The organism is Embleya sp. NPDC005971, from assembly GCF_040629175.1.
Classification (GTDB): domain Bacteria; phylum Actinomycetota; class Actinomycetes; order Streptomycetales; family Streptomycetaceae; genus Embleya.
In genome coordinates this window covers 25,415-42,524 of the sequence record NZ_JBEXUX010000055.1, presented here as the reverse complement: position 1 = coordinate 42,524, position 17,110 = coordinate 25,415, and the positions used below count along the sequence as shown (strand labels likewise).

16 protein-coding genes and 1 pseudogene are annotated in these 17,110 nt (G+C 71.4%); 10 read left to right on the top strand and 7 right to left on the bottom strand.

What is annotated here, in order from left to right; all coding sequences use genetic code 11:
- Positions 1-165: 165 nt before the first annotated feature.
- The 7 genes from ABZ374_RS35615 to ABZ374_RS35585 all read right to left on the bottom strand — a co-directional run bounded on the left by ABZ374_RS35615 (position 166) and on the right by ABZ374_RS35585 (position 5,222).
- Positions 166-459: a DUF1416 domain-containing protein gene (locus tag ABZ374_RS35615; RefSeq protein WP_020552259.1), complete on the bottom strand. Its 294-nt coding sequence runs from the start codon at positions 457-459 to the stop codon at positions 166-168.
- Between the two features lie 42 nt (positions 460-501).
- A complete protein-coding gene (locus ABZ374_RS35610) occupies positions 502-1,341 on the bottom strand; it encodes a sulfurtransferase (RefSeq protein WP_360319296.1) in 840 nt (279 codons plus the stop codon).
- 234 nt (positions 1,342-1,575) lie between these two features.
- A complete protein-coding gene (locus ABZ374_RS35605; protein ID WP_360319360.1) occupies positions 1,576-1,659 on the bottom strand; it encodes a putative leader peptide in 84 nt (27 codons plus the stop codon).
- Positions 1,660-1,763: 104 nt separating this feature from the next.
- Positions 1,764-2,609, bottom strand: coding sequence for a zf-HC2 domain-containing protein (locus ABZ374_RS35600; protein WP_360319294.1), 846 nt, complete (start codon positions 2,607-2,609; stop codon positions 1,764-1,766).
- Positions 2,606-3,256: a sigma-70 family RNA polymerase sigma factor gene (locus ABZ374_RS35595; protein WP_360319292.1), complete on the bottom strand. Its 651-nt coding sequence runs from the start codon at positions 3,254-3,256 to the stop codon at positions 2,606-2,608. The genes ABZ374_RS35600 and ABZ374_RS35595 overlap by 4 nt, the downstream gene beginning before the upstream one ends.
- Before the next feature lie 116 nt (positions 3,257-3,372).
- Positions 3,373-4,965, bottom strand: a complete 1,593-nt coding sequence (locus ABZ374_RS35590; protein ID WP_360319290.1) for a hypothetical protein — start codon at positions 4,963-4,965, stop codon at positions 3,373-3,375.
- Positions 4,962-5,222 (bottom strand): MoaD/ThiS family protein, encoded by a 261-nt coding sequence (locus ABZ374_RS35585; RefSeq protein ID WP_360319288.1) that lies wholly within the window; start codon positions 5,220-5,222, stop codon positions 4,962-4,964. The genes ABZ374_RS35590 and ABZ374_RS35585 overlap by 4 nt, the downstream gene beginning before the upstream one ends.
- 449 nt (positions 5,223-5,671) lie before the next feature.
- Between ABZ374_RS35585 and ABZ374_RS35580 the strand changes: the two are divergent.
- The 10 genes and pseudogenes from ABZ374_RS35580 to pstB form a co-directional block, all read left to right on the top strand.
- Positions 5,672-6,349 (top strand): annotated as a pseudogene (locus ABZ374_RS35580) (response regulator transcription factor); the annotation flags it as partial.
- A gap of 202 nt (positions 6,350-6,551) precedes the next feature.
- The gene (locus ABZ374_RS35575) at positions 6,552-7,571 is read left to right on the top strand and encodes a LacI family DNA-binding transcriptional regulator (RefSeq protein ID WP_360319286.1); all 1,020 of its coding nucleotides are present in this window, start codon (positions 6,552-6,554) and stop codon (positions 7,569-7,571) included.
- Between the two features lie 43 nt (positions 7,572-7,614).
- Complete coding sequence (gene mshD, locus ABZ374_RS35570) at positions 7,615-8,553, top strand: mycothiol synthase (RefSeq protein ID WP_360319284.1); 939 nt, start codon at positions 7,615-7,617, stop codon at positions 8,551-8,553.
- 84 nt (positions 8,554-8,637) lie between these two features.
- A complete protein-coding gene (locus tag ABZ374_RS35565; protein WP_360319282.1) occupies positions 8,638-10,815 on the top strand; it encodes an RNA degradosome polyphosphate kinase in 2,178 nt (725 codons plus the stop codon).
- The gene (locus ABZ374_RS35560; protein WP_360319280.1) at positions 10,802-11,785 is read left to right on the top strand and encodes a CHAD domain-containing protein; all 984 of its coding nucleotides are present in this window, start codon (positions 10,802-10,804) and stop codon (positions 11,783-11,785) included. The genes ABZ374_RS35565 and ABZ374_RS35560 overlap by 14 nt, the downstream gene beginning before the upstream one ends.
- Positions 11,778-12,590: an NUDIX hydrolase gene (locus ABZ374_RS35555; protein ID WP_360319278.1), complete on the top strand. Its 813-nt coding sequence runs from the start codon at positions 11,778-11,780 to the stop codon at positions 12,588-12,590. Before ABZ374_RS35560 ends, ABZ374_RS35555 begins: the two co-directional genes overlap by 8 nt.
- Positions 12,591-12,878: 288 nt before the next feature.
- A complete protein-coding gene (gene pstS / locus ABZ374_RS35550) occupies positions 12,879-14,024 on the top strand; it encodes a phosphate ABC transporter substrate-binding protein PstS (RefSeq protein ID WP_360319276.1) in 1,146 nt (381 codons plus the stop codon).
- Positions 14,025-14,061: 37 nt separating this feature from the next.
- Positions 14,062-15,057 carry a phosphate ABC transporter permease subunit PstC gene (gene pstC / locus ABZ374_RS35545; RefSeq protein WP_360319274.1) on the top strand — a complete coding sequence of 332 codons (996 nt, stop codon included), beginning with the start codon at positions 14,062-14,064 and terminating at the stop codon, positions 15,055-15,057.
- Entirely contained in the window at positions 15,054-16,160 is a 1,107-nt protein-coding gene (gene pstA / locus ABZ374_RS35540) for a phosphate ABC transporter permease PstA (RefSeq protein WP_360319272.1), read from the top strand. The genes pstC and pstA overlap by 4 nt, the downstream gene beginning before the upstream one ends.
- A gap of 68 nt (positions 16,161-16,228) precedes the next feature.
- Positions 16,229-17,005 (top strand): phosphate ABC transporter ATP-binding protein PstB, encoded by a 777-nt coding sequence (gene pstB / locus ABZ374_RS35535; protein ID WP_360319358.1) that lies wholly within the window; start codon positions 16,229-16,231, stop codon positions 17,003-17,005.
- The last annotated feature ends 105 nt before the right edge of the window (positions 17,006-17,110 follow it).

Below are 17,110 nucleotides of genomic sequence, written 5' to 3'. Positions count from 1 at the left end.
ATCCACCGAAGATACGGAAACCTTTCTGCCCTTGCGACCCCGGGCACACACCCCGAACGGACTCCACCCCTCCCCCGAGCACGTGGGGAGGGGTGGAGCCGTTTTTCCGCCGATCGGCCACGGGATCCATGGGTGTACGTCCGAAGGAGTCCCGCCCGGTCGGGGTCAGACCGCGATCTCGACCTCGGCGACGGTGCCCTTCTCGGACACCACGACGCTGCGGTCCACGGTCGCGCCGGGCACGAGTGCCCGCACGGTCCAGTTGCCCGGCGCCGCGAAGAACCGGAACTGGCCGGTCGCGGACGTGGGCACCTCGGCGGTGAAGTCGCCGCCCGCGTCGAGCAGGCGCACGTAGCCGTTGATCGGCTGCCCGCCCTTGGTCACCGCCCCCTGGATGATGGTTTCCTTCGCCACGTCAACTCCTGCCAGATCCGGGCCGCCGGCCTTCGCACCGCACATCGTTCTTGCTCCCTGAAGTCGGGTAGGTGGGGTAGCCGACGCTCACTTGCCGTCGCCGAGCTCGATCGGCACGCCGACCAGCGCGCCGTACTCGGTCCACGAGCCGTCGTAGTTGCGGACGTTGCCCTGCTCCAGCAGCTCGTGCAGGACGAACCAGGTGTGCGCGGAGCGCTCGCCGATCCGGCAGTAGGCGATGGTGTCCTTCGCCAGGTCCACGCCCTCGCCCTCGTACAGCGCGGTGAGTTCCTCGTTGGTCTTGAAGGTGCCGTCGTCGTTGGCGGCCTTCGACCACGGGATGTTCTTCGCGGTCGGCACGTGGCCGGCCTTCTGCGACTGCTCCTGCGGCAGGTGCGCCGGGGCGAGCAGCTTGCCGGAGAACTCGTCGGGCGAACGCACGTCGACCAGGTTCAGCGAACCGATCGCGGCGAGCACGTCGTCGCGCCAGGCGCGGATCGAGGTGTCCTGCTCCTTGGCCACGTAGTTCGTCGCGGCGCGCTCGGGCACCTCGACGACCAGCTCGCGCGAGTCGAGCTCCCACTTCTTGCGACCGCCGTCGAGCAGCTTGACGTCGCCGTGGCCGTAGAGCTTGAAGTACCAGTAGGCGTAGGACGCGAACCAGTTGTTGTTGCCGCCGTAGAGCACGACGGTGTCGTCGTTGGAGATGCCCTTGGCGGACAGCAGCGCGGAGAAGCCGGCCTCGTCGACGAAGTCGCGCTTGACCGGGTCCTGCAGGTCGTCGCGCCAGTCGATGCGCACCGCGCCGCGGATGTGGTTCTTGACGTAGGCGCTGGTGTCCTCGTCGACCTCGACGAGGACGACCTTCGGGTCGTCCAGGCGGGCCTGGACCCAGTCGGCGTCTACCAGAACGTCGGAGCGGCTCATGGGGATACCTCCGGTGCAGAGTGCGCGGGATTGCCGCGGATGTGGCGGTACGCGGTCTCGGGGTACACCCGGGCGTGCCGCGGCGCCGCGGCAGGCGGGGGTGGGGTGTGTCCGTGGTTGCTACGCGAGGGCCGAGTGCCCGTTCCACCGCGTCGTCACGCGGTTCGGGCCCCGGGTCCGACGGCCGGTCGCGATCCGCCTCGGGCGGATCGCCGATCGACGACTGTCGGCAAGTCAGTCAGCGCAACACAGGCAGGTCTGCGTGCGGCACAGGTCCACTGCGCGCCGCTTGGTGAGGTCGTCCGCCTGTCGCTTCACACCATCGATCGTAGGGACGGTAGGCCACTCGTGTCATGCATGGCTCAGGATGTGAGACAAAATTGTCCGCCCATTGAGATGGGCGGACAATTAATGCCGATTTGTCAGGGTTGCGCGGGTGGAATCTCCAGCAGTTGCTCGCCGTCGCCGACGGTTTTGACGGCGAACCGGGTGATCTCGCCGACCGGGATGCTGGTCGCGCCCCGAATCGGGTCGCCGGGTCCGTAGTCGCCGGTCGGGACCACCCACGAGGACGCGGTCTCCACTCGGCCCCGGGTGCCGTAGACGTCCAACTGGCAGCGGGTCCCCGGCCGGATGCCGGACAGGGACAGATCCACACTGCTGCCCCACGCGGTCGCGGCGTAGCGCAGCTCGGCGCCCATGCCCGAGCGCGGGTCGCCGCCGCGGGCGATCCGGCCGCCCGGCTGTCCGGGCGGTTGTCCCGGCGGCGTCGCGGTGCCGGCCGGGCCGGCCGTCCCGGACGGGCGACCCGGGGACGCGGTCGGCGGTGCGGCCACCGGGTCGCCGGTGTCCGAGGTGTCGCCGAGGGCCCAACCGGTGAACCCGGCGAGCACCATCAGCACGGCCGCCGCGGCGGCCACCAGATGGCGCGACCGGCGGCGCCGATCCGCCTGCCGGGCCGCGGCGGACAACACGTGTGCGGGTGCGGCGCCGTTCGCGGCCACGCCGCTGGCCTGCGCCTCGGCCTCGGTCAGTCGGGCGAGCAGGGCGGGCAGGCCCGCGAGTTCCTCGTATTCGGCCCGGCAGCGCGGGCAGGTGGCCACGTGTTGGCGGACCCGGGCGGCCTCGTTCTCGGCGAGGGCGCCGACCACGAACGCGCCGAGGTCCAGGCGGGCCACCGCACAGCCCAGCCGGGCGGGCGGGCCCGCGGGCCGCGCGTCGGGAGCGGTGCCGTTCGCCGTCGCGTTCTCGTCCCCGGTGTCCGTCACGGGACCAACCCCCTTTCCTCCAGAGCCACGCGCAGCGCTCGCAGCGCGTAGTACGTCCGCGATTTGACCGTGCCCTCGGGCACGCCCAGCGTCTTGGCCGCGTCGGCCACCGAACTGCCCCGGTAGTAGGTCTCCAGCAGCACGGCACGATGCTCGGGGCTCAGCGCGGCCATCGCGTCGGCGACGTCCCACGCGAGCACGGCCCGGTCGAACTCGGCCTCGGCGCCCTCGTCCGCCACCGTCGCCAGCACCGCGTCGCCGGTCTCGGGCGGTCGGGCCCGTCGGGCGCGGCCGACGTCGATCACCACGTTGCGGGCCACGGTGCACAACCAGCCCCGCACCGAGCCCCTGGTGGGGTCCAGCGCCTCGGGGTGCCGCCAGGCCCGCAGCAGCGTCTCCTGGACCACGTCCTCGGCCCAGGCCCGGTCGCCGCCGGTCAGGCGCAACGCGAAACCCAGCAGCGGGCCGCCGTGCTCGAGGTAGAGCGTGCGGATGACCGCTTCGTCGGCGGTCGATATTCGCGAGGCGGAGTGCAGTGGATCGGCGGCGGGCCGCTCGTCCCCGGCGGGGGGCCGGGCCAGGAAGGCCCGGGCCGCCGCCGGATCCGCCTGGGCCTGGACGCCGAGCAGTTCCGAACGTTGTTGCACACCCTCTGCACGGGTGGGCGGGTCCGGCGGTTCATCCCGGCTCCCGGGACGGGACCGGCGGTGTATCCACGGCATGGCCGCATCCTCCCGTGGCGGAGCCGCCGCCGTACGGATAATCAGCCGATCATGACCCTGCCCAGCAAATACGCGGCCGGAGCGGCGAGTGCGAGGGGCAGGGACACTCCGGCGGTGAAGTGAACGAACCTGGACGGATGGTCGTAGCCGGCGACCCGCCGGCCGAGCAGCCCGAGCGCCGCGGCCGCGGCACCGAGCAGTACGGCGTACTGCGTGTCGCCGCCGAGCTTGATCGCCACGATCGCGCCGGCCCCGGTGCCGAGCAGCCAGGACGGGATCGGTGCGACGGCCGGCGGCAGTGGCATCGCCCGCACCAGTGTGGCGACACCGGCGGCGAACACCGCGGCCACCACGGCCGTGCCCGCGTCGATCGGCCCGCCGTGCAGTTCGCCCGCGACCAGGTAGGCGACGTCGAACGCGGTGATCAACGCGGCGGACGTGGTCACCGTGAGTGCGGGCAACAACTCGCCCGGCCGGGCGCCGCCGCGCGCCTGGAGCGCGAGCATCACCAGCAACGTCCCGGCGAGCACGGCGGGCACGCTCGCCAGGCCCTGCTCACCCTTGGCGTAGACCGCGACGTCGGTGGCCAGGGCGGCGAGCAGCACCAGCGCGATGCCCTGCCGCGCGGGCCACATGCCGTTGAGCCGGAACCACCCGGCGGCGGTGATCACCTGTAGGAACACGACGCCCAGCGCGAGGGCCGGCTTGCCGGCGATCGCGGTCACCGCCAGGACGCCGGCCAGGCCGACCGTGCACAGTCCGGGCAACAGGCCCGGCGGATCCCAGATCGGCGTCCGGGCCGAGCGCGCGGGCGCCTCGCCGGTGCGCTGGGCCGGCACCCGCGCGAGGCGGCGCCCGGAGGCGGCGGGAGCGTCGTACCCGGCGGGCGCGTCGATCGGGTGGTCGGGATCGAAGTCGGGGTCGAAGTCGGGATGGTCGCGCTCGTGGTCGAACGCGGTGTGCTCGACCGCCTCGTCGCGCAGGTGGTCGTCCTCGGCTCGATACCCGCCGTACGAATCCGGCCCGGTCCCGGGAATCGGCTCGACGATGGCCGGCAGCACACTCGTCGCACCGCCCTGGTCCGCGTGGTCCGGGTAGGCCGAGCCGTAACCGTCCGGCCCGGGCTCGACGAGCGCGGGCGACATCGCGGTGGCGTCCGGATAGCCGTACCCGCCGGGGGGCGTGCTCGAGACGGGTTCGGCGTACTCCTGCGGGGCCTGCGCGTAGGAGTCCTGCGGATAGCCCTCGTGCGGATAGGACTGCCCGCCGTAACCGTCCTGTGTGTAGCCGTCCTGTGTGTAGCCGTCCTGTGGGTGGCCGTCCCGGGGGTAGCCCTCGTGCGGAGAGCCTTGCGCCGGGTAGGCCGCCGGATAGCCGTACGAGCCGTGCTCGCCCGGCTGCGCGTACTGCCCGGGCTCGACGTAGCCGCCGAGCTGCCCGTCGTACGCCTCGGGGGCGGGTGTGCCGTACGACTGGCCGTAGTACTCGCCGGGCGCCGCGAACGCCTGCTCGCCGCCGTGGCCCGGGCCCGGCAGGCCCGGGTCGAACGCGGGCTCGCCGGGGTGCGCGGCGGGGTCGTAGCCGCCCGGTTCCTCGTATCGGTCGCCGGTCGGGCGCCCGCGCCGGCCGCTCATCCGCCGGCGAAGGGGGGCAGGACCTCGACGGTGCCGCCCTCGGTCAGGGTGATCGCCGTGTGGTCGCGCCGCCCGACCGGGTCGCCGTCCACGACGAACGAGCAGTTCGCAACGACCGCGCCGAAGCGGACCGACTCGCCGTGCCGCTCACGGGCGCGTCGCAGCGCCTCGGCGAGGGTGGCCGCGTCGTACGGCTCCTCGGCCGTGCCTGCGGCTTCCTTCGCCGCGGCCCAGTACCGCATGGTGCCGACCGCCATCGCGCGCCCTCCCGTGTGTCCGTGTCCGCGTCGCAACCTCCGACGCCGACGGCCCCGAAGTTGTGCAGCATCCATGATGACGCCTTCGCAACGACACCCACGCCGCGCTCCGCCCGCGCCACGAACCGGTGAACCCGCGAGTGCCGGAAATCGGGTCCCCGGGCTTGTCGCGCGCCGATCCGCGGGTCGAGTGGGGTGTGGCATTCCGGTGAAAGGTGGGGTCGCGGGTGTCCGCAGTGCGGGAAGATTCCCGGGTAGGTCGGTTCCTACGAGACATGTTCGCTATCCTGGCCCCGCAGGTTCACCTCCGATGACGGGCACACCCCACGGACCCCAGAAGTGGTTCCCGACGGGTTACGGAATCGGACGAGCCGGCGACCAATGAAGGATCCGGGCGACGATGCCCCGGGTCCTTTCGTGTTTTGTGCCTGCTTTTGGGAGGTGTCCCGTTGAGTGCACTGCTGCTGCTCACGAACGCGCTCCAGCCGTCGGCCGAGGTGCTGCCCGCGCTCGGTCTGCTGCTGCACCAGGTACGCGTGGCCCCGGCCGAGGCGTCCGCGCTGGTCGACGCGCCGGCCGCGGACGTCATCCTGGTCGACGGTCGGCGTGACCTCCCCCAGGTGCGCAGTCTGTGTCGGGTGTTGCGGACCACCGGGGTCGGGGCCCCGCTGGTACTGGTGGCCACCGAGGGTGGGCTGGCCGCGCTGACCGCGGACTGGGGCGTGGACGACGTGCTGCTGGACACCGCCGGGCCCGCCGAGGTCGAGGCCCGACTGCGGCTGGCGATCGGCCGGCTCCAGGCGGCGCAGGGGGGCGAGGACGAACCCACCGAGATCCGCAACGGCGACCTGAGCATCGACGAGGCCACCTACAGCGCGAAGCTGCGCGGGCGGGTGCTGGACCTGACCTTCAAGGAGTTCGAACTGATCAAGTACCTCGCGCAGCACCCGGGCCGGGTGTTCACCCGGGCCCAGTTGTTGCAGGAGGTATGGGGTTACGACTACTTCGGCGGCACCCGCACGGTCGATGTGCACGTGCGCCGACTGCGGGCGAAACTCGGGCCCGAGCACGAGTCGTTGATCGGTACGGTGCGCAACGTCGGCTATCGGTTCGTGGTGCCCGATCGCGGCGTCGGCGAGCCCGCGCTCGCCGAACGTACGTGATTCGTCGCTCGGCGCCGGCCCGGTCGGCGGGGCCGACGGGGCGTCGGTTCCGGTGCAGTACGGCACAAAGCAGACTTATCCGGAAGAACGCGGAGGAGCATCCCGTCCCGCGTCCAGGTTGTGAACTCCCGTGAGTGGCGCCGGTCCCCGTCCCTACAATGACCGCGTGCCCAAAGTGACCCGCGACGACGTCGCCCGCCTCGCGGGGACCTCCACCGCGGTGGTCTCCTACGTCGTCAACAACGGCCCGCGCCCGGTCGCGCCGGCCACGCGCGAGCGTGTGCTCGCCGCGATAGACAAGCTGGGTTACCGGCCCGACAGCGTGGCCCAGGCGATGGCCAGCCGGCGCACCAACCTGATCGGCCTGGTGCTGCCCGACGCCCGGCAGGCCTTCTTCGCCGAACTCGCGCACACCGTCGAACAGGCGGCGTTCGAGCAGGGTCGGCTGGTGTTGATCGGCAACTCCGACTACGAGGACGACCGCGAACTGCACTACGTGCGCGCGTTCCTCGGCATGCAGGTGTCCGGGCTCGTACTGGTCAGCCAGGGCCCCTCGGAGCGCGCCGCGCGCGAGATCGCCACCCGGGACGTGCGGGTGGTACTGATGCACCGTCAGCCCGATGCACTCGGCGGTGACGCGGTCATCCTGGACGACGTCGAGGGCGCCTACACCGCGGTCCGCCACCTGCTCGACACCCACGGCTTCACCCGGGTGGACTGCCTGGGCGGTCCGCCCAGCACGCCGGACTCGGGCGACCCGGTGACCGACCACGTCACCGGCTGGCGGCGGGCGATGACCGAGCGCGGCTTGCCCACCGAGGGTCTGCTGCACGAGGCCCCCTTCGGCCGGTTCGGCGCCTATCAGGTCGCGCTGGCGCTGCTGACCGGCCCGGATCGGCCCCGGGCGCTGTTCTGCTCGACCGACGACCAGGCGATGGGTGTCCTGCACGCGGCCCGCGAGGCGGGTGTGCGGGTGCCGGACGACCTCGCCGTGGTCGGCTTCGACGACATCGCCGAGGCGGCGATCGCCGATCCGCCGCTGACCACGGTGACCTCCGACCGGCCGGGCATGGCCCGCGCCGCGGTGGAGCTGGCGTTGGAGCGCGAACCGGCCGCCGCGGGCGACCCCCGGGTGCGTACCTTCCCCTCCACGCTGGTGGTCCGCCGTAGCTGCGGCTGCGGCTGACGGCGGCGCGACGGCCCGCGACGTCGCTCAGTACCGTGGGGCCATGGACCTCGCGGATGTGTCGATCGAGACGGTGAATCGGGCCTCGGCGGAAGACGCCTCGGCCGTGTCGGCCCTCGCGGAGGCCGCGGCCGGCGTCGACGGCGCCTCGCCGCTGTCCGAGCAGTCCCGACTGGAGCTGCGGCACGGCGCGCCGGCCGCGCGCGAGGTGCTCGCCCGCGACGGCGGCACGATCGTCGGCTTCGCGCACCTGGACGGCTCGGACCCGGTGGACGGCCCGTCGGCCGAACTGTTCGTCGCGCCGCACGCGCGCGGCGCGGGCCTGGGCCGGGCGCTGCTGGAGGCGCTGGCGGCCGAGGCGGCCCGAATCGACGCGGACGGCCGGTTGCGGGTGTGGGCGCACGGCAAGCTGCCCGCGGCCGAGCGGCTGGCCGCGGCGCTGGGCTTCACCGCGTTCCGCGAGTTGTGGCAGATGCGCCGCGCGGGCACCCCGGTCCCCGCCCCGGACCTGCCGACCGGCGTGCGGCTGCGCACCTTCCGCCCGGGCGTGGACGACGCGGCCTGGCTCGCGCTCAACGCCAAGGCCTTCGCGCACCACCCCGAGCAGGGCGCGTGGACGGCGGACGACCTGGGCCGCCGGTTCGCCGAACCGTGGTTCGACCCGGCCGGTTTCTTCCTCGCCGAGGACACCGGCACCGGCGAGTTGCTCGGCTTCCACTGGACCAAGACCCACCCCGCGACCGCGGACTCGGGCCCGCTGGGCGAGGTGTACGTGGTCGGGGTCGACCCGGCCGCGCAGGGTCGCGGGCTCGGCGCGCTGCTGACCGCGGTGGGGCTGCGGCACCTGGCCGAGCGCACCGTCGAGGGCCGTCCGCTCGCCGAAACACTGCTGTATGTGGACGCGGACAACGAGGCGGCCGTCAAGGTGTACACCCGTTTGGGCTTTCGCGTACACACTGTCGACGTGATGTACCGGCGCTGAACACGGTGTGAAACCTGGCGAACATCTGTTTCGGGTCGGGGCCACGCAGGTGCACATAGACCGCCGCGAAAAGACAATGGTCTGATGAACGCCGAGACTCCCGCCGCTCGATCCTCCCGCCACCTGACCGTGGCGGTGCCGCCCGTGAAGGCCGGCGGCACGGCCGCGGTCGCCGCGACCTCGCCGCACGCGGAGGTCGAGTTGCCGCCGGACCGGTTCCTGGACCGGGAGGGAAGCTGGCTGGCGTTCAACGAACGGGTGCTCGAACTCGCCGAGGACCCGAACACCCCGCTGCTGGAGCGGGCCCGCTACCTGGCCATCTTCGCGTCCAACCTGGACGAGTTCTTCATGGTCCGGGTGGCCGGTCTCAAGCGCCGGATCGCCACCGGCCTCGCGGTGCGCGCGGCCAGCGGGTTGCAGCCGCGCGAGGTGCTGGAGAACATCTGGTCGCGCAGTCGCGCGCTGATGGCCCGGCACTCCACGTGCTTCCACCACGACGTGCTGCCCGCGCTCGGCGAGGCCGACATCCAACTGCTGCGCTTCGACGACCTGACCGACGGCGAGCGGCAGTCGTTGTACGCGCTCTTTCGCGAGCGGGTCTTCCCGGTGCTCACCCCGCTGGCGGTGGACCCGGCACATCCGTTCCCGTACATCTCCGGCCTGTCGCTGAACCTGGCCGTGATCGTGCGCAACCCGCGCTCGGGCAACGAGCACTTCGCCCGGGTCAAGGTGCCCCCGCTGCTGCCGCGCTTCGTGGAGACCTCGCCGGCCCGCTTCGTGCCGCTGGAGGAGGTGATCGCGGAATTCCTCGGTGATCTGTTCCCGGGCATGGACGTGCTCGGCCACCACGCCTTCCGGGTCACCCGCAACGAGGACCTGGAGGTCGAGGAGGACGACGCGGAGAACCTGCTCCAGGCACTGGAGCGGGAGCTGATGCGCCGCCGGTTCGGCCCGCCGGTCCGGCTGGAGGTCGAGGAGACCATCGACCCGCACGTGCTCGACCTGTTGGTGCGCGAGCTGGGCGTGGGCGAGAAGGAGGTCTACCCGCTGCCCGGTCCGCTCGACCTGACCGGTCTGCACGCGATCGCCGACCTGGACAAGCCCGAGCTCAAGTTCCGCCGCTTCGTCGCCGGCACCCATCGCGACCTGGCCGAGGTGGAGACCGCGCAGGCCGCCGATGTGTTCGCCGCGATGCGCAAGCGCGACATCCTGGTGCACCACCCCTACGACTCGTTCGCCACCTCGGTCCAGGCGTTCCTGGAGCAGGCCGCGGCCGACCCCGACGTGCTCGCGATCAAGCAGACCCTGTACCGCACCTCGGGCGACTCGCCGATCGTGGACGCCCTGGTGGACGCGGCCGAGTCCGGCAAGCAGGTGCTGGTCCTGGTCGAGCTCAAGGCCCGCTTCGACGAACACGCCAACATCACCTGGGCACGCAAGCTGGAGCAGGCCGGTTGCCATGTCGTGCACGGCGTGGTGGGACTCAAGACACACTCCAAGCTGAGCCTGGTGGTCCGCCAGGAGGGGGACGCGCTGCGCCGCTACTGCCACATCGGCACCGGCAACTACAACCCGAAGACCGCCCGGCTCTACGAGGACCTGGGCCTGCTGACCGCCGACCCGCAGGTCGGCGAGGACATGTCGAACCTGTTCAACCGGCTCTCCGGCTACTCGCGCGCGCAATCGTTTCGACGCCTGCTGGTAGCCCCGCACTCGTTGCGCAACGGGCTGGTCGAGCGGATCGAGCGCGAGGTGACCAACCACGAGCAGGGGCTGCCAGCATACGTCCGGCTCAAGTCGAACTCGCTGGTCGACGAGCTGGTGATCGACGCGCTCTACCGCGCCTCGCAGGCCGGCGTACCGATCGATTTGTGGATCCGGGGCATCTGCGCGCTGCGCCCGGGCGTCCCCGGTCTGTCCGAAACCATCCGAGTGCGCAGCATTCTCGGGCGATTTTTGGAACACTCCAGGGTGTGGGTGTTCGCCGGCGCCGGCGAACCGGAGGTGTGGATCGGCAGTGCCGACCTGATGCACCGCAACCTGGACCGCAGGGTCGAGGCGGCGGTGCGGCTGCGCGGCGATCGACACCGCGACGAGATGACGTCCTTCATGGACCTGGGGATGAGCGCGGAGACCGCGTCCTGGCATCTGGACCGGGACGGCACCTGGACCAGGCACGCGACCGCGGCCGACGGCAGCCGGCTTCGTGACGTGCAGGAGCACCTCATCGAGACCCGGAGGCGCAGACGTGGCCCGGAGTAAGCAGGCGACCACCATTCCTCGGCAGCGCGCGGCGGCCGAGGACACCTCGGCGGGCGCGATCCTGCTCGCCCATCTGGTCGGCGAGGCCGGCGCGTTCATCGACGAACTGCCCCGGCTCGACGCGGGCGAGGAGGAGGCCGCGCACAACGCGCGGGTGGCCGCCCGGCGGATCCGCAGCGCGTTGGCCACGTGCGGTCCGCTCCTGGAGCCGGAGCCGGCTACCCGCCTGCGCGCCCGGTTGCGCGAGGCGGCGGACGCCCTCGCGGGCGAGCGGGACGCCGAGGTGCTGCTGGAGCGCCTGCTGGCCGACCTGGACACGCTGCCGGAGCGTCCCGGCTCGGCCCGGGCCCGGGCGATCGTCACCCGCCGGCTGCGTGGCGATCTGGGCACGGGGCGGGCCCGGGCGCTGTCCGCGCTCGGTTCGGGGCTGTTCACCACGCTTTCCGCGGACCTGGTGGAGCCGGCTCTGGGGCTGACCTTCACCGAGCGGGCCGGGGCATCGGGCGCCGAGGTCCTGCCCGCGCTGGTCGGCCGGACGCTGCGCAAGCTGGACCGGGCTGCCGACGCGCTGCCGCTGGCGGCGGCGGGCGTGCCCCATCCGGCCGACCGGGTCGGGTTCACCCCGTACGCGGGCACCGACGACGAGTCCTGGCACCGGGTGCGGATCCTGGCCAAGCGGGCCCGCTACGCCGCCGACATGTGCGTGCCCGCGTTCGGCCCGCCGGCCGCGCGGCTGGCCCGGCGGCTCAAGGCGGTGACCGAGGTGCTCGGGGTGCACCAGGACGCCACCATCGCCGCCGACGCGGTGGCCGAACTCGCCGCCGCTCCCCGGATCGGCGGGCCCGCCGCCTTCGTGCTGGGCGAGTTGCACGCGTACGAGCGGCGGGTGGCCACGGAACGGCGGTACGCGTTCACGCGGGTGTGGCCCAAGGCGGGCTCCCCGGAAGTGCGGGCGTGGCTCGATGGATGACCCACCCGGAGCCGCGCCCGCCGAACACGACCCGGTACTCGCCGCCGGCGCGGTGTTGTGGCGTCGGATGGGAGACGCGGTACAGGTCGGGTTGGTGCATCGGCCGCGCTACGACGACTGGTCCTTCCCCAAGGGCAAGCTGGAGCCGGGCGAGCCCTCGGTGGTGGCCGCGGTCCGCGAGATCGCCGAGGAGACCGGGTATCGGGCCATCCTGGGGCGCGAGTTGGGCGTGCGCAGCTATCCGATGCACTCGCGCCGTCGACTCAAGATCAACCGCTACTGGGTCGCCGAGGCGGTCGCGGGCGACTTCGTGGCCAATGCCGAGGTGGATCGCATGTGGTGGGGTCCGCCGGCGGAGGCCGCGACGCTGGCCGGGACGCCGGACTACACCGCGTCGCTGACCGACGCGTTTCGCACCGGGCCGCCGCCCGCGACGGTGCCGGTCCTGGTGTTGCGCGCGGGCCCCGCGTTCGCCCGGCAATTGGTGCCGATGCTGGCCGCGTTCGGACCGGTGGAGGTGTACGGCTGCGCGGAGCCGGCCGCCGCCGCGACGGTCGCGCCCTATGTGGCGGCGGTGGGGGCGCGGGTGCGGGCGGGTGCGTATTCGGTCGCCCGAGCGCTGCGCGGCGGGCGGCCGACGCTGCTCTGCGCACCTGTTCCGGACCTGCCCGGCGTCGCCCCCGGGGTGGCCGGCACCCGGCTGGCCGCCGAGCCGTTGTTGCCCGGGGAGTTCGCGATATTGCACGCGTGGGCGGGTCGAGTCGTGGCCATGGGCCGTTACGCTCCCTACCCGACGGGAAGCTGAGCACTTGGTCAAGCCGTGATCACGGTTTACCCAACGTCACACTGCACCCGTCTGAACATCGCGTGAACAAGATTCGGCTGTCCCGACAAAGCCCCAGTTCACGGGTAGTAAATGGCCACATGAACGGACAATTCATCCAGCGGTCGGCTTATCTGACTCGACCGTTCGAGTTCACCCTCGGTTCACTTTGCGCGGCGGATCGCTTCATTCTCACGGCCTAACTTCGTCCATGACGGCGACCGTTCGGGTCGTCGCACCACGAGTTGAGTTCGATCGAAAGGGAGCGCCGTGACCATTCGGCCCCGCAGTGTCCGTCGCGGTATCGGCTTCACCGGCCTGGCACTCGCCGGCGCGCTCACGCTGGCCGCGTGTGGCTCCGACGACAACAGCTCGGGTGACGACAAGAAGTCGTCGACGAAGGCCGCGTCCGCCCCCGGCGCCGAGGCGCCCAAGGGTGACTGCGGTACCGGCAAGCTCGCCGCCGCCGGCTCCAGCGCCCAGAAGAACGCGATGGACGAGTGGATCAAGGCGTACCAGGCCAAGTGCTCCGGTGCCTCGATCGACTACGCGTCCTCGGGCTCGGGCACCGGCCGTCAGTCGTTCTTCGACAAGCAGGTCACCTTCGCCGGCTCCGACTCGGCGCTCAAGCCGGAAGAGGTCGCCAAGGCCGGCGCCGCGTGCGCCCCCGGCCAGGCGATCAACCTGCCGATGGTGACCGGTCCGATCGCGATCGCGTACAACGTCTCCGGCGTCAAGGACCTGGTCCTGGACGCGAAGACGATCGCGGGCATCTTCGCCGGCAAGATCACCAAGTGGGACGCCGCCGAGATCAAGGCGCTGAACCCGAACGCGCAGCTCCCCGGCACCGCGATCCAGACCGTGCACCGCTCCGAGGCCTCGGGCACCACCGAGAACTTCACCAAGTACCTCAAGGCCGCGGCCGGTGCCGACTGGACCTTCGACGCGGCCCAGGACTGGAAGGCCCCGGGCGGTCAGGGTGCCAAGGGCAGCGAGGGTGTCGCCTCCATCGTGAAGTCGACGCAGGGCGGCATCAGCTACATGGAGCAGTCCTACGCGGAGAACTCCGGCCTGGGCATCGCGCAGATCAACACGGGCGCGGCGGCACCGGTCAAGCTCACCCCCGAGGCCGCGGGCAAGGCCGTCGAGGCCGCCAAGATCGTCGGCACCGGCAACGACCTGAAGCTGTCGGTCGACTACGCGACCAAGGCCGAGGGTGCCTACCCGATCATCCTGGTCACCTACGAGATCGTCTGCGAGAAGGGCACCGCCGCGGACAAGCTCCCGCTGCTGAAGTCCTTCCTCAACTACACCTCCAGCGCCGAAGGCCAGAAGGTCCTCGCGGGCATCGGCTACGCGCCGCTCCCGACGACGGTCGCGGACAAGGTCCGCGCCGCCGTGGCCGGTCTGTCCTAGTCCGAGCCCGCTGAGCGACCGACTCGTACGGAGAGAGATGTCCACGACCACTCCCACCGCACCGGCGGACCCCGAACGCAAGGCCCCCGCGGCCAAGCGCACCAAGGTCCGACCAGGCGACCGGATCTTCTCCGGTGCCGCCCGCGGCGCCGGCATCAGCCTGCTTGCCATCATGGCCGCGATCGCGATCTTCCTCGTGGTCAAGGCGACGGACGCACTGTCGAAGAACCAGGGCAGCTTCCTGACCGACCAGGGTTGGGACCCGAACGCGGCGAAGCCCGCCTTCGGTGTCGTCACCCTGGTGTTCGGCACGGTTGTCAGCGCCACCATCGCGATGCTCATCGCGGTGCCGGTCGCGGTGGGGGTGGCGCTGTTCATCACGCACTACGCCCCCCGGCGGATCGCCCAGACACTCGGCTACATCGTCGACCTGCTGGCCGCGGTGCCCAGCGTGGTCTACGGCCTGTGGGGCTACATCTTCCTGGCCCCCAAACTGCTCGGCCTGCACTCGTGGTTGTCCGACTACCTCGGTTGGATCCCGCTGTTCGACAAGGAGCAGGCGGGCGTCACCGCCCGCACGTTGTTCACCGTCGGCATCGTGCTGGCCATCATGATCCTGCCGATCATCGCGGCGGTCACCCGTGAGGTCTTCCTCCAGGTGCCCCGCGCCCACGAGGAGGCCGCGCTCGCGCTCGGCGCGACCCGCTGGGAAATGATCCGGATGGCGGTGCTGCCCTACGGCAAGCCCGGCATGATCAGCGCGTCGATGCTCGGCCTGGGCCGCGCGGTCGGCGAGACCATCGCGGTCGCGATGGTGCTCTCGCCCAGCTTCGACGTCTCGATCCACATCCTGGACCCGGGCAACAACACGATCGCGGCGAACATCGCGAACCAGTTCGGCGAGTCCGGCGAGATCGGCCGCGGCGCGCTGATCGCCTCGGGCCTGGTCCTGTTCATCATGACGCTGCTCGTCAACGGCGCCGCGCGCGTCGTCATCAACCGGCGCAAGGCGTTCTCTGGAGCGAACTCATGACCGTCCTGGACACGGGCGACAAGCGCCCGGGCATCGGTACGGACGCGGTCGAGACCGGGCGCGCGGGTCTGCCGGATCCGCGGGCGGCGTCGCTGACCCGACGCACCCTGCCGCGTCAGGTGCCGTGGGCGATCGCCGGCGGCGGTGTGCTGCTGACGATCGTGTTCAAGCTGACCTTGGACAACTGGGCCCTCGCGGTCTTCCTCGGCGGGCTCGTCTTCATCCTGACGCTGTCCGCCGTCTCGTGGCGTTTCGAGGACAGCCGCCGGGCCCGGGACCGGTTCGCCACCAGCCTGATCACCACCACGTTCGTGCTCGCCGTGCTGCCGCTGATCTCGCTGCTCGGCTACACGATCCAGCGCGGCGCGGACAAGCTCACCCCGTACTTCCTCTCCCACTCGATGCGCGGCGTGGGCGCCCGGGACGACACCGGCGGCGTCTACCACGCGATCATCGGCACCCTGGAGCAGGTCGGCCTGGCCGCCCTGATCGCGGTCCCGATCGGTCTGCTCACCGCGATCTACCTGGTCGAGTACGGCCGCGGTCGCCTGGCCAAGACGGTGACCTTCTTCGTCGACGTGATGACGGGCCTGCCGTCGATCGTCGCGGGTCTGTTCATCTACGCCTTCTGGATCATGATGCTCGGCTTCGAGGCCTCCGGCTTCGCCGGGTCGCTCGCGCTGATGATCCTGATGTTGCCCACCGTGGTGCGCTCCGCCGAGGAGATGCTCAAGCTGGTCCCGAACGAGCTGCGCGAGGCCAGCCTGGCGCTGGGCATCCCGAAGTGGCGTACCGTGCTCAAGGTGGTGCTGCCCACCGCGTTCGGCGGCATCGTCACCGGCGTGATGCTCTCCATCGCCCGCGTGATCGGCGAGACCGCCCCGCTGCTGCTGCTCGTCGGACTCACCCAGTCGATCAACACCGACCCGTTCTCCGGCTGGCAGTCGGCGTTGCCGCTGTACGTGTTCGACCAGAACCACGCGGGCAATCAGTTCGCCGAGGAGCGGGCCTGGGCCGCGGCGCTCACGCTGATCGTCATCGTCATGATCCTCAACCTGGCGGCGCGGCTGATCGCCCGCTGGAAGGCACCGAAGGCGGGCTGATGAAGGCCACGACGACGACCCGAACGGCCGACCGCGGCACCGACATCCGCACCGATCCAGAGGCAGGAATGACCAAGCGCATCGAAGTTTCGGGACTCAACGCCTACTACGGCTCGCACAAGGCCGTCGAGGACATCTCGATGACCATGGAGCCGCGTTCGGTCACGGCCTTCATCGGTCCTTCCGGCTGTGGCAAGTCCACCTTCATCCGCACGCTGAACCGCATGCACGAGCTGATCCCGGGCGCCTCGGTGGACGGCTCGGTCTCGCTGGACGGGCAGGACCTGTACGGCAACGAGATCGACCCGGTCGCGGTCCGCCGCACGGTCGGCATGGTCTTCCAGCGGCCCAACCCGTTCCCGACCATGTCGATCTACGACAACGTCGCGGCCGGGCTCAAGCTCGCCGGGATCAAGCGCAAGGGCGACCTGGACGCGATCGTCGAGCGCTCGCTGCGCGGCGCGAACCTGTGGACCGAGGTCAAGGACCGGCTGAACAAGCCCGGCGCGGGCCTGTCCGGCGGCCAGCAGCAACGACTGTGCATCGCACGGGCGATCGCGGTCGAGCCGCAGGTGCTGCTGATGGACGAGCCGTGCTCGGCGCTCGACCCGATCTCCACGCTCGCGATCGAGGACCTGATCGCGCTGCTCAAGGAGCGGTACACGATCGTCATCGTGACCCACAACATGCAGCAGGCCGCGCGCGTCTCGGACAAGACCGCGTTCTTCAACCTCGCCGGTCCGGGCCAGCCCGGTCGGCTGGTGGAGATCGGCGACACCGAGACGATCTTCTCGGCGCCCACCGAGGAATCGACGGCGGACTACATCGCCGGCCGGTTCGGCTGACGGTCGAAGCGTCGACGGACGGTCGGGATGGACATACGAGAGGGCCCACACCGGGACAGGTGTGGGCCCTCTCGTGCGATATGTCGGTTACGAACCGGGTGCCCC